The sequence below is a fragment of the Lysinibacillus sp. NPDC056220 genome, from assembly GCF_049315265.1.
GTDB classification, from domain to species: Bacteria; Bacillota; Bacilli; order Bacillales_A; family Planococcaceae; genus Lysinibacillus; species Lysinibacillus pinottii.
The window spans coordinates 705,898-718,783 of record NZ_JBMOXD010000002.1 but is presented as its reverse complement, the minus strand read 5'-3'; the positions used below and the strand labels follow the sequence as shown (position 1 = coordinate 718,783).

11 protein-coding genes and 2 riboswitches are annotated in these 12,886 nt (G+C 39.3%); of the genes, 5 read left to right on the top strand and 6 right to left on the bottom strand.

The genetic code is table 11. From position 1 onward, the window contains the following. Nucleotide 1: 1 nt before the first annotated feature. Genes cobK through ACOZBY_RS08545 form a run of 4 tightly spaced genes read right to left on the bottom strand, consistent with a single transcriptional unit; the run spans nt 2 to nt 3,747 of the window. Nucleotides 2–763, bottom strand: coding sequence for a precorrin-6A reductase (gene cobK / locus ACOZBY_RS08560; RefSeq protein WP_031417486.1), 762 nt, complete (start codon nt 761–763; stop codon nt 2–4). After that, the gene (locus ACOZBY_RS08555; protein ID WP_422762018.1) at nt 760–1,689 is read right to left on the bottom strand and encodes a sirohydrochlorin chelatase; all 930 of its coding nucleotides are present in this window, start codon (nt 1,687–1,689) and stop codon (nt 760–762) included. Before ACOZBY_RS08555 ends, cobK begins: the two co-directional genes overlap by 4 nt. 14 nt (nt 1,690–1,703) lie before the next feature. Continuing rightward, nucleotides 1,704–3,371, bottom strand: coding sequence for a precorrin-3B C(17)-methyltransferase (gene cobJ, locus ACOZBY_RS08550; RefSeq protein WP_198694964.1), 1,668 nt, complete (start codon nt 3,369–3,371; stop codon nt 1,704–1,706). A gap of 4 nt (nt 3,372–3,375) precedes the next feature. Next, nucleotides 3,376–3,747, bottom strand: a complete 372-nt coding sequence (locus ACOZBY_RS08545; RefSeq protein ID WP_031417481.1) for a (2Fe-2S) ferredoxin domain-containing protein — start codon at nt 3,745–3,747, stop codon at nt 3,376–3,378. A gap of 142 nt (nt 3,748–3,889) precedes the next feature. After that, a riboswitch (cobalamin riboswitch) is annotated at nt 3,890–4,071 on the bottom strand. Between the two features lie 258 nt (nt 4,072–4,329). Next, nucleotides 4,330–4,514: riboswitch (cobalamin riboswitch) on the top strand. Between the two features lie 145 nt (nt 4,515–4,659). On the opposite strand from ACOZBY_RS08545, the gene ACOZBY_RS08540 reads away from it, so the two are divergent. From ACOZBY_RS08540 to ACOZBY_RS08520, 5 genes are all read left to right on the top strand, one after another. Further along, nucleotides 4,660–5,406, top strand: coding sequence for an energy-coupling factor ABC transporter permease (locus ACOZBY_RS08540; protein WP_422762015.1), 747 nt, complete (start codon nt 4,660–4,662; stop codon nt 5,404–5,406). A 1-nt stretch (nt 5,407) separates the two neighbouring features. Further along, complete coding sequence (locus ACOZBY_RS08535; protein WP_008178258.1) at nt 5,408–5,680, top strand: energy-coupling factor ABC transporter substrate-binding protein; 273 nt, start codon at nt 5,408–5,410, stop codon at nt 5,678–5,680. Nucleotides 5,681–5,682: 2 nt separating this feature from the next. Then, on the top strand, nt 5,683–6,459 hold the full coding sequence (gene cbiQ / locus ACOZBY_RS08530) for a cobalt ECF transporter T component CbiQ (RefSeq protein ID WP_422762013.1): 777 nt from the start codon (nt 5,683–5,685) through the stop codon (nt 6,457–6,459). After that, a complete protein-coding gene (locus ACOZBY_RS08525) occupies nt 6,456–7,304 on the top strand; it encodes an energy-coupling factor ABC transporter ATP-binding protein (RefSeq protein ID WP_422762011.1) in 849 nt (282 codons plus the stop codon). Before cbiQ ends, ACOZBY_RS08525 begins: the two co-directional genes overlap by 4 nt. Before the next feature lie 157 nt (nt 7,305–7,461). Then, on the top strand, nt 7,462–10,980 hold the full coding sequence (locus ACOZBY_RS08520) for a S8 family serine peptidase (protein WP_422762009.1): 3,519 nt from the start codon (nt 7,462–7,464) through the stop codon (nt 10,978–10,980). A gap of 81 nt (nt 10,981–11,061) precedes the next feature. On the opposite strand, the gene ACOZBY_RS08515 is transcribed toward ACOZBY_RS08520, so the two are convergent. Both ACOZBY_RS08515 and ACOZBY_RS08510 read right to left on the bottom strand, forming a co-directional pair. Next, nucleotides 11,062–11,502, bottom strand: a complete 441-nt coding sequence (locus ACOZBY_RS08515) for a GNAT family N-acetyltransferase (RefSeq protein ID WP_012295006.1) — start codon at nt 11,500–11,502, stop codon at nt 11,062–11,064. A gap of 113 nt (nt 11,503–11,615) precedes the next feature. Further along, the gene (locus ACOZBY_RS08510; RefSeq protein WP_036162046.1) at nt 11,616–12,710 is read right to left on the bottom strand and encodes a glycosyltransferase; all 1,095 of its coding nucleotides are present in this window, start codon (nt 12,708–12,710) and stop codon (nt 11,616–11,618) included. Nucleotides 12,711–12,886 lie beyond the last annotated feature (176 nt).

The window sequence follows — 12,886 nt, the reverse complement described above, 5'->3', positions numbered from 1 at the left end:
CCTAAAGTGTATGTTTTACAGCCTGTAACACTTCTTCAAAAGTGGAATATTGTTGGCCATATTTAATATTGGGTCTTGCAATAAGAATTGTTTCTATAGAACAGGCAAGGGCTGCCTCTAGCTTCTCGTCTACCGAGCCCACTTTGCCGCTTTCTTTAGTGATCATTAAGGTCACTCCATATTGACGGAATAATGCTTCATTTAATTCCTTTGAAAATGGGCCTTGAATGGCTACAATATCTCGCTGTGCGACACCGAGCGCCTCACATTTTTCCATATTGTCAAGTCGTGGGAGCATACGAGCAATGACTCTTGTGTTTTCTAAGCCTTGTAAAACTTTCGTAAATGTAGCAAGCGTTTTACTGCCTGTTGTCAGCATAATGACACCACGCTTTTCAGCTGCTAACTGAGCCGCCTCTTCATAATCCTTTACAACTGTAATAAGTGGGTGAGCATAATGCTCATGGGCACGTTCATAGCGGATATATGGTACTTGCGCTTTTTCAGCTGCTGCCATAGCATTTTTCGATGCCTCTTCAGCAAATGGATGAGAGGCATCTACGACCAATTGAAAGCCTTGTTCCATTATAATAGTCGCCATTTCTTCCGCTGTTAGTCTCCCTATTAAGGAAGGCAAGCCAACGTCAGCAAGACTAGAGGCTGCCGATTCCGTCACAACAGTGGCAGTTACAGCATGACCTGTACTTTGCAATTCAAGGCCCAGATTTCTTGCATCACTCGTCCCTGCTAACATGAAAATCATTTAACGGGCTCCTTTTCATGATGATGATGGTCATGGTCGTGGTGGTGGTCATGTCCATGATCGTGATCATGATGGTCATGTCCATGATCGTGATCATGATGGTGATGATGATGTGCATGTCCATGAATAGCAGCGTAAGCACGATAATCTTCAAGATCTTGCATACCTGTAGATGTACCATTCATCGCTTGCTCAATACGCTCTAATAAAACATTTTGTAAACGTTCGTGGTAGCCAAAGTAGTTGGCAATTTGAATTTCACATGCAGGAAATTGCTCATTGAATTTCTCACACATAACATGCATACGCTCCATTAAAATACCAGTGAATAAAAAGTAAGGAAGCATGATTATTTTCTTAGCACCTAGTTTGACGCAGCGTTCAATGCCTTCTTCAACACGTGGGTCCGTTACACCCATAAAGGCACTTTCTACGTATTTAACAGGTAGTTTTTCCCATAGCAATCGTGTGATTTTATAAAAGTCCCCATTTGCATAAGGATCACTGCCACCTCGAGCAATTAATAAAACGGCTGTATCTTCCTGTTCTTGTTCTGTATTAAATCCAATTTCAACTAAACGATCTTGTAATATCGCAAATATTTCTTCATGAATGCCAATTGTTTGACCATATGTGAATGTGATATTCGGATAATGCTCACGGGCATGCTCGATTTCTGCCGGGATATGTAGCTTGGAATGACCTGCATGAAGTAATATAATCGGGATTACATGTACCTCTGTAGCACCCTTTTTCACACAATTTGTAATACCTTCTTCAATGTTAGGAGAAGCAAATTCTAGGAAACATGTTTCTACTAGATATTGTTCATCAATGCGAGATGTCATTTGCTCGATAAATGTACGTACCTCATCATTTCCTGCTGCTAAACGGCTACCATGGCCAACAAATAATATAGCTTTCATCTCTTTTCTCCTCACTAGTCGCCGCACGGAGCTGGCTCTATTTTTATTTTGGAAGACATATCTTGATACGTAAAATGCAATATCTTTTTCACACGCTTGAAGTATTTAAATAAGCGTTCGTTTGGATGCGCATTGGCTTTATATTCTTCAATAATATCTGTAATTAAAGGAATCAATTGTTCAGGCTCCAAGCCTTCTACAACAGGCTGTGCTGCATGAGCCGTACGTCCGACTGGTTTCGCTCCAATAAAGACATCAAATTTACTTTTACGATAGACAATCCCAATATCGTCAAATACTGCTCGATAACAAGCCATCCCACAGCCATTAAAGCCAATATTTAATGTTTTCGGTAAAGACAGACCACCAAGCTTTTCTTGAATTTCCTCCGCATATGGTATGGAATCTGCTTTTTCACCGTAGCAAAAATCGCAAGCCTTCAACGACAATACATCACCAATTGGTGCTAATAAAAAGCCTACTTGCTGTAATTTTTCAGTGATGCGTTCAGGCGTAGTTGTAGGTATTTTTAAATGGATTTGATGATCTGGTGTGTATTCCATCGATCCATCTTCGCCTACGACCTCTGCTAACGTCATCATTTGCTGTGGTGTAAAAAATTTATTGGCCACTCCAGGGCTCACTGCTAATTCAAAAATGGATTCTATTTTTTGTTGTACAAGCTTTGGAGTAACCTTGATAGCATTTGTTCCCTTTACCATTGCAAGTGCCGCTGTAGCCATTTCAAGTGCCGTTTTTTTCGGCTTTGGCATAACGGCTACACTGGGTTTATTCATTCGCCCTGCATTGGGGTCTGCCGCAAAGTCATTGCGTGCTGTTCCTGTCTCTTGATTCATCGCCCATGGCTCATTTTCTTCCCGTAAACGTTGATGTGGACGTAATGGCTGCTTTTCCTCGCCAAGTGTATATTTACGTTGGTAGCCACGTGGCGTAATCATTTTATTATCATAGAAAAACGTAGATGAGTTTCCGATAATGACGGTTGTCAGCATACCGATATCATGTTCCAACATGTCTGCCAATGTGGTCATCGTCACTTCTTGACGTTCTCGATAGGCACTTTTCACAAGCCCTACTGGAGTGTCAGGTGAACGATATTCTAAAAGAATTCGCTGTGCTTCGACAATTTGTCTTGTACGGCGACCGCTTTTAGGATTGTATAGAGCAATGACAAAATCGGCCATTGCTGCAGCTTCCACACGCTTCGCAATTAAATTCCACGGAGTGAGGTGGTCACTTAAACTAATGGTACAAGCATCATGCATAATCGGTGCACCAAGTAAACTAGCACATGAATTGATAGCTGAAATACCCGGGACAATCTCGACTTCAATACCAGTTGCCTCTGTCCAGCCTAGCTCAATTAAAACTTCATACACTAATCCCGCCATACCATAAACGCCCGCATCTCCACTCGAAATGACCGAAACTATACTTCCTGCCTCTGCTTGACGAACTGCCTCCTGAGCACGGGACACTTCTTCTGTCATGCCTGTACTGACAATAGATTTTGCACTCACTAAATCTTGAATCAGCTCAACATAGGTTTTATAGCCTATGATCATATCACTTTGTTGTAAAGCCTCTACTGCACGTGTCGTAATATGCTTAAAGTCTCCAGGTCCAAAGCCTACTACGAAAATTTTCCCTTTTTGCGCCATGTTTTTACCCCTCTTTCACCTTTTCAATCCCTTTAATGGCTGTCGTTTGCGCTGTTCGCTGCAATGTCCCTTCCCGAAGTGTATAAACATGATCGTTATGTAAGGATTCATGATGCAAATCCTGTACAAGTGTTCTAGCATGCTCCGTTGATGGTACACGGTACCAATTCCCCTGGGGGTAAGCAATAACCACACAAGCATCCTTACATCGTCCATTACAGCGTGTTCTTGTCGTATGTATTTCTTTATCTAGTGCGTTTCGCTGTATTTCGTCCCGTATAGCTTGGGTAATTTCTTCTCCATCCTTGTTCATACAGCTACTGCCATTGCAAATAAAGAGATGTGTTTTCATCCCCTCTAAATTCCACGTTGTCATTTTATGTCTCCCCTCTTTTGCTTTTGGAAAAAGAAAAACCTTTACTCTCCCGAAGAGTAAAGGTTTGTAGAAGCCAAATAAAAACGAATAGACTGAAAGACAGATCCTCGCTTTTGCTTCAACTTCTCCCTCCGAAAAGTTTGCATGCACAATCTGATAAGCAGGTTTCCTGACTTAAGCTTCATTTTACTGTCGCACCTTCCCTAGTTTGCACAGGTGGCATTGCGATTTCATCAGCTATTACAGTAGCGGGGGCTGTATTGGACTTTCACCAATTTCCCTATTATCTCGAGTTTTTCGAGCACTTATCGACGTTTTATATGAAATTTTTAATTGTATATTTAATAGAAAACTGTCTTAATCATATCTTATTATTTTAAAATTTCAATATTTCTTTAAAAATTCATGACAAATTTATCAATTTTATCAGAGAGTTTTTGGTTATTTAAAATTGGTGTTGTTCCCTTTTATTCTCAAAATCCTTAGTAATCAGAATTTTCGACATTGATAGTCTATTTCAAAATTTTTATAAAAAAGTATAGCATATTTATGGAAATTCGTGGTACACTTTGTCGTGAAATCTCACAACTTACTATTTTTGGTGTAAAATGCTCGTCATTTTACTTAAAAGGGAAGCCGGTTCAAGTCCGGCGCGGTCCCGCCACTGTAATAGGGAGCTTTATAGAAAATGTCACTGTCCAATGGATGGGAAGACCTATAAAGTGTTGAACTAGAGCCAGGAGACCTGCCGAAAATATGTGATCGTTTCATCCTACGAGGATAGGTGTGCGGCTTAGCAGATGAGAATGTTATTTGCTTTTTTAGCTATGCACTTTTCCAACAACGGAAAAGTGCTTTTTTTATTACGCACGCTACATTCTAAAAATCTATTTATAGTTTGGAGGAAGAAAATTGAAGCTGTCTTGGTGGAAACTTAGTTATTTTGTATTGGCTTTTTTAATGGTGCCAAAACGTGCCTTCGCCATGCATATCATGGAAGGTTTTTTACCAATCGAATGGGCTATTTTTTGGTGGGTAATCTCCGTCCCATTTATTATTTTAGGATTGCGCTCTATTCGTAAAACAATCGAAGAAAACCCAGAAACAAAAATGATTCTGGGACTGTCTGGTGCGTTTGCCTTTGTTCTATCAGCCTTAAAAATCCCTTCAGTTACAGGGAGCTGTTCACATCCAACAGGGGTAGGTCTCGGAACAGTCTTATTTGGACCGTTAGCGATGAGTGTCATCGGGACAATTGTTTTATTATTTCAATCTTTACTTTTAGCACATGGTGGAATCACAACATTAGGGGCTAATGCATTTTCGATGGCTATCGTAGGTCCGTTTATCGTCTACTTTGTATTTAAAGGGGCGCAAAAAATGGGGTTATCGTTTTCATTAGCTATTTTCTTTGCGGCTATGCTTGGGGATTTAGGTACATATGTGGTGACTTCTATTCAATTAGCACTTGCTTTCCCATCTGAAGTCGGTGGCTTTATGGCTTCATTTACAAAGTTCGCAAGTATTTTTGCCTTAACACAAATCCCGTTAGCTGTGAGTGAAGGGATATTAACAGTTATTGTCATGAACTTCATGAAAAAATATAATATTAGCGAATTAAAGTCTTTACGTGTTTTCTCTACAAAGGAGGCGCACTAATATGAAACGAAATTTATTACTATTAGCGATTGTAGTGCTATTGGCCATTATCCCGCTCTTCGTCCAAAAGGGAGCAGAATTTGGCGGAGCTGATGGTGAAGCCGAAGCTGCCATTGGAGAGATTAATGCAGAGTATGAGCCATGGTTTGATAGTTTATGGGAACCGCCCAGTGGTGAAATTGAAAGCTTATTATTCGTGCTACAAGCAGCTATTGGTGCTGGTTTTATCGGCTACTTTATCGGCTATATGCGTGGCAAGCATAAAGAAGGTTAAGAATGATGTTACTCATTGATAAGTATGCGTATCTCAATAAGCTAGCGTACGTTCATCCTCTAGAAAAAATGATATTTTCATTAGGACTACTTTTATTCACGCTTATTATGAGAGAGGAACGACTTTCACTCATTACATTTTTTGTAATGAGTGCTTTTATCATTTGGGGTGCGACAATCCCACTAAAATACTATGCGAAGCTATTATTACTACCAGGATTTTTCTTATTCACAAGTCTCATCTCCATCCTAATTTCGATAGCGCCAGCAACGCATGTATTACCAGCCCATATGGGATCATTTACGTATATGAGCTGGACAATTTTTATTGGGAGAGCCAGTATCGCTACCGCACAGCAGCTATTCTTTATCGTACTCGGCAGTATAAGCTGCTTATATTTTTTAATTTTAACAACATCTGTACAAGAGATTTGTTATGTGCTTCGCCAATGGAGGCTCCCTCCTTTATTAGTTGAGTTAGTAGAACTCACCTATCGTTTTATTTTTATTTTTTTCGAAAGCATGCAAAAAATTCATTTAGCCCAGCAAGCCCGCCTTGGCCATCATTCACCCATGCAATGGTTACGTTCGATGTCTATGCTGATTACAGCGTTGTTTATTGAAATGTTTCAGCGTAGTCGAGAGCTTAACAATGCCATGCAGGCACGTGGCGGTGAAACGGTTTATTGGCACGAAACGGCCGTCTATAATAAAAAAAACTGGCTCGGCATGATGGCTATTTTTTTATTCCTTATCGTATATGGAGGATACTTCTCATGACAGCATATTATTTTCAACTGACTAATTTGTCTTATACCTATGCAGATGGAACAAAGGCTTTGACAGATATTTCACTAGACATTCCAAAAGGGAAAAAAATCGCTATACTCGGTCATAATGGAGCAGGAAAATCCACTTTATTTCAACATCTTAATGGCATTTTGAAACCGACAGCCGGAACCATTTCATTTAATGGGAACGAACTTCAATATAGTAGAAAAGCATTAAAAGCACTTCGCCAACAGGTGGGAATTGTCTTTCAAGATGCTGATAATCAGCTTTTTTCAGGAACCGTTAAGCAAGATATAGCCTATGGTCCATTGAATTTAGGTTGGTCTACGGAAAAAATTGAAGAAAAAATAGCCTGGGCTGTGGCACAAACTGAAGTAACAGAGCTACTTGATAAACCGATTCACTTCTTAAGTGTAGGACAGAAAAAACGTGTGGCAATGGCAGGTGTATTAGCGATGGAACCGGCTGTCCTTTTATTAGATGAACCAACGGCTGGTCTTGATAGCTATTATGCTTCTCAGGTTTTTCAGTACTTAGCCAAATTAGAAGACTGTGAACGAACGATTATCGCTGCTACTCACGACATTTCCCTTGCCTATGAATGGGCGGATCACATCATCGTCATGGAGGCAGGAAACATTATTTATCATGGTGATCCTATCGCCCTGTTCTATGAAGAAGAATTGCTAAAACGGGCACATCTTGAGCGACCATGGGTCTTTGAAATGACCATGGCTCTACAAAAAAAGAAATTATGGCAAGAAAATATTTCAGTTCCTCGCTCTAAGCATGACTTATTACAATTGATCGAACAGCTACCCGTTCAGGTTTAATAAGCATTATTAATAATAAAATAACGGACAGCTCATCCCTTTACTGTTCGATTTTTCAAATTGCGAAGAAAAATTTTCCTCATTTACGAAACTTTTCTATCGCTTATCCGTATTAGTATAGTCGAGACCTATTATAGAACATCAAGGAGAGATACAATTGAAAAGTTGGTTTAAAAAATCAGTCGCTGTCGCAGCATCCGCTGCGCTAATGGTTCCTGTGGCTTCAGCTTTTGCAGAGGAGGCACCACATCAAACAGCGAAGAACGTATTAGCAAGCAATTCACAACATGCAGGTAAGAATCTTAAAACTGAAGACAAATGGATGAGTAAAGATACGATTATTATCAAGCATTCCGGCCTTGATAAAAGCGTACATAAAAAAATTGGCTCCAAGGTCATCCGCTCTATTCCTTCATTAGGCTATGATGTGATTCAACTTAACAAAGGTGTATCCATTGAAAAAGCCGTCTCTTACTATTTAAAGCAGCAAGGGATTACAAGTGTATCCCCTAGTTATGTCTATCATTCTTTCAACAAAGAGGCTGACCCAAAGATAAAAGATATGTATCATCTAAGCCTTTTGCAAATGGATCAGGCATTAGCATTAGCTGGGGAAAATGACGTAACAGTAGCTGTCATCGATTCGGGTGTTGATTTTAAACATCCCGACCTAAAATCTCAAGTACTCACACCTTATAATGCAGCTGCTCCGGCAAATACATCTTATCCAGGTGACCATGGGACACATGTTGCTGGGATTATTGCCGCAGCCAAAGACAATGGTATTGGTGGACATGGAATTAATCCACAAGCGAAGCTACTACCTATTGATGTCTTTAACGGAAAAGAAGGAGCAAATGATTTTATCATTGCACAAGGTATTCTGTACGCCATTGAGCAAGGTGTGGACGTCATTAATATGAGTCTTGGAGGCTATGGTGAATCCCCACTTATGCAGGATGCTGTTCAAAAAGCTATTGATAGTGGAATTACGATTGTTGCAGCCGCTGGAAATGAGTCGACGGATGACTATTCCTTCCCTGCTTCCTATGAAGGCGTTATAAGTGTTGGTTCCACGAATGATCGAAATAAACTATCCAGCTATTCCAATTACGGTCCTTCTGTTGATGTCGTGGCTCCTGGCGAAGACATCTACAGTACCGTACACGATGAGAAAAAAGGATCATCTTTTGTCAAGTTTAGTGGTACTTCCATGGCATCTCCTGTAGTGGCAGGCATCGTCTCCCTACTTAAATCAAAGCATCCGAATTTAAAGCCACATGAGATTGAAGCAATTCTTGAAATGACAGCACAAGATTTAGGTAAAAAAGGTTATGACCTTACTTATGGTCATGGGCTTGTCGATCCTGTGAAAGCCTTACAGTTCGATTTAAATAAATTACCTAAACATTATTCTGAATCCAAAGAAGAGCGTATCAAAAATGCCAAAGTTCTTGCCAAAAATACATTAAATATCGAACAAGGTGTTTTCGAGCAGCAAGATGAAAAAAAATGGTATAAGGTTGATTTAGAGGCAAATGAATATGCACAGCTAACTTTAAAAGGTGCTGAACAATACGACTATGCCTTTGATTTATACTTCTACCCTACTAACAAGCAGGGTGAAGTAGAGCCAATTAAAGTTAATGATGTTCGTGTAGGAAAAAAAGAAGGTCACCTCTTTAAAGCAGACCAAAAAGGAACATTGTTAATTGGTGTGAAAGATCATAATGGTAGTTATAGCTTAAAAGGCAAATCTACTTATATCTTTACAGCACAAACTACGAAAAACTCAGATTTACCAATCGATGCATTAAATAAGTCTTCAATGGAGTCTATTAAAAAGTTCCCATACAATACGGCAGGAAAAAACTATACCCTACTGTCTAAAGATCAACAAAAGGATCAAGATTATTTTACGTTTTCTGTAAAAAAACCGACAACATTGAAGTTTGATCTATCTGGTATACCAGGTGTTACTGCCTCTATGGATTTATACTTAAAAGAGGATTTCAATCCGATTCCACCAGAAGAGGTAAAGCAAGCTAAAAAAGAGGAAAGCGAAGAAGAAGAAGCCTTCCCAATTCAAAGCTCCTACGGTGCAGCTAAAGGTGAAGCAGTGAGCATGATCATCGATGCTGTACCCGATCAAGAGTACATTTTAAGTGTATCTAATGAGAGTAATAGCGAGTTTTCAATGGAGATGTTTTTCAGTGGTGGCATTGAAAAAGAGGAAACAGTCAGTGAGTCAATGATCCCATACACATTAAAAGGTGAGGTTGTTACGCTCCCACCAGATGAGGATGGACTACCATTAGAGGATGCCATGTATGACGAAAATGTCTCGGTCGACCAGTTACCAATAACACCAAGTACAACAAAAAAACGGAATGAAATTGAAGGCATGATGAATATGCTCATGAATTCCTTTACGACGGACAATTTAGAAAATGTTGATCCGATTATTAAGCAAGCTATTCGCTTCAACATTGGTGAGGATCAAAAAGCTTATTTCCAAACAGAATATGATGAGGACTACTTCTTATTTAAAACAAAAGAAGACGCTCTTTATAGCTTTAGCTTTAACAAAGATGCAAGCCAAATGCCTGCCGGTACTGTGTTTGAATATGATGAAAAAGCCAAGGAACTAATTCCTGTGTCGTCCTTAACCAATGACCTAGGCTTACTTTCGTTACTTCTTGGCTCTGCCGGTAATGAAAACGATGCAAAAGTAATGGCATTGAAGAAGGATAAAACCTATGTAGTAGCTGTTGTAAATGCTGGTGAACGTTCAACTGAGCCTTATACGTTGAAAACAAGTAAAATAGGTGATATTCCGAAAGATTATAATCCAGAGAATTATGAAGAAGCAAAGGCGTTAAAAATTCAACCTGGCACAACTTATAAGGATCATCTAATTTATCAAGACGATGAGGATTACTATTATTATAAGCAAGAGGGCAATGATGAAATTATGAGTTTATTGCTTTCCTCTGTTCCATTTACCAATGAACAATTAAATCAACTGCCAAAAGAGCTACAAAAGGACTTAAAATTTGCAGGTTCGATTATTGAGGATACAAACGGCAATATGAAAATTGATCCGAAGGAAATGGAAACAGCCATTCCATTTGGACTGAGCGATAATATTCTTGAGATACTCCTTGGCATGATAGGAACGACAGACGTAAATACATCCTTTAAGGCTAAAAAGGATCGAGGTTACTTTATTCAAGTCAATAGCACGGGTCTTGGCCAAATGTCCATTCAGCCCTATACATTAACTTTGTTCGACCATAAACGAGCAGACGAAGATGCAGATTCCAAATTAGTGAATGGTGTACCAAGTAAAACGTCTGCCCTAACGAAAGAAGACGACAAATGGGTTGCCACACAATATTTAAATGCGGGTATTCCATTTGGAGATAAGGATTACTTTGAATTTAACAACGTTCAAAAACGTAATATCTTCTTCTCACTTCAAACAGAAAAAGCACTGGATGGTGTGATTCGAGTGATAGATGCCAACGGAAAAACAGTTAAAACTTTGGATCTTTACGGAGCTGGAGATGCTGAAGTAGGTACTGTGGAGCTGGACGCAGGCAAATACTATATTGAAGTTAGTGAATATTATGGCCAAGCAAGTACACAGCCATATACGTTAGAAATTAAATAATATCAATAAACTCCCCTAGATAACGAAATATCTAGGGGAGTTTTGTACAAAAAGCATATTCATCCTAAAATAAAATGCTGATTACATAAAATATTTGACATAATTACAGTATTCATCTTGCTTCATATGAAGCCTTTCATACAGCTTACGCGCATTCACATTATCAGCTGCTGTTTGCAGTGTCACATAGCGCGCATTCTGTTGCTCACAATAGTGAAAAACTTTTTCCATCAATGCCTTGCCCACCCCTAGGCCTCTTGCATCTTCCGTGACATAAATATCATTCAAAATATAGGCTCGCTGTAAAGCTATAGAAGAAAACGTTGGATATAATTGTGTAAATCCAACCATCTTGCCGTCTACTAACGCCATAAAAATGACTGACTCTTTGAGGGCCAATCGTAATTGTAAAAATGCTTTTGCGCTACTTTCGTCCGATTCTATACCATAAAACTGACGATATTCATCAAATAGCTTCGTTAACTCTTCTAGTTCGTTCATCGATGCTTGTAGTATTTCCATTCTTGTCTCCCCTTGTGTCTTCCCCTGATTGTTTCTAACATTATAAATCTAGTTTTATTATATAGGAAAAAATGGCACTAAGAAAAGAATACTCCTCTTCATCGAGAGAAGTTCTACTTAATTTCATTTAAATATGCTGCGACATCTTTCACGATATGCTGCCAGTTCAAATCCCTCCGCGCATCGGCTTGTAGCTGTAGACAAGTATTTGCCAACATTTCTTCCTGCTGAGTGACTTGCTGTAACGTCCGAGCTATACTTTCCCAATCATGTGTTGGATGAATACAGCCAAAACGTTGTTGCTGGGTAATATCTGCAGCCCCATCCACATCAGTTGTCACAATATAACAACCGTTTTTAGCCGCCTCTGCAAAAACATGTGCAAAGCATTCAACTGTGGATGTTAAGCAAAAGATTTTTGCCTTGCGATACTCCTCCTCTAGCTGCATCTTGTCTGAGATTGGCCCTACCATTGTGACTTGCGCAGGATAAGGATGACTGTCCAGTAATTGTTTTATTTCCTGCTGAAACGATTCAGACATAGGTCCTACCAAACGAAGCTCCCAGTCTGTCAGCTGTGCTGCTAGAAAGGCTTTTATTGTAAAAGTGGTCTGCTTCTCTGGTGCATCTAATCGGCCCACTGATAGAATTCTATTTTCTTTCTCATGAAATTGCACGGGCTCTGTGTGAAAATACTCATAAAAGCCATTTGGGATATGTTGAACATCTAATTGTGAAAACTCTCGAATGTCAGTTTGAATCGATACACATTCGGAGGTCAGAAGATCACAAAGCTGTAGCAATTCTAGAAAGTATGGATAGGTTTTTAATCGACTTAACCAAAATCGATTAACATCTAACTTCATATAAACTTTGCCATTAGGATTAAACTGCTTATACGTTTGAAGAATGGAAAGATAGGATGGGTAAGGTCCTATAGCAAAAACTAGATCAATGTCCTTGGCATGCTTGACTAAATAAGCATTCATATTGGCAACATAATCAATCCCTATTGGAATTCGCTCGAATTTAACAGTCGGAAAAGATTGTTGCAGCAGCGCTTCATTCATCTCTGCCGTCACTATACTAACTTCATAGCCTAAATACTCCCCTAGTAAAATAGGCACTAAACATAGATCTTTGAAGATGTGTGCATCGGAAAGTTTAGCTGATTCCACGCTACAAATAAATGCGATTCTTTTTGTCATTGAATCCCTCTTTCTTAAAAAGCGCTCTTTCCTAGTTTATGCCCATACCTGTCAAACGTGTATAACTTAGTAAAATGTCACCCCCTTCTCCATAGTTCTCTAGCAAAAATAAATGCAATCCATAAAATTACTCTCTTAAAAAACTTATGTTAACAAGCAATTGCCTACAATAGACC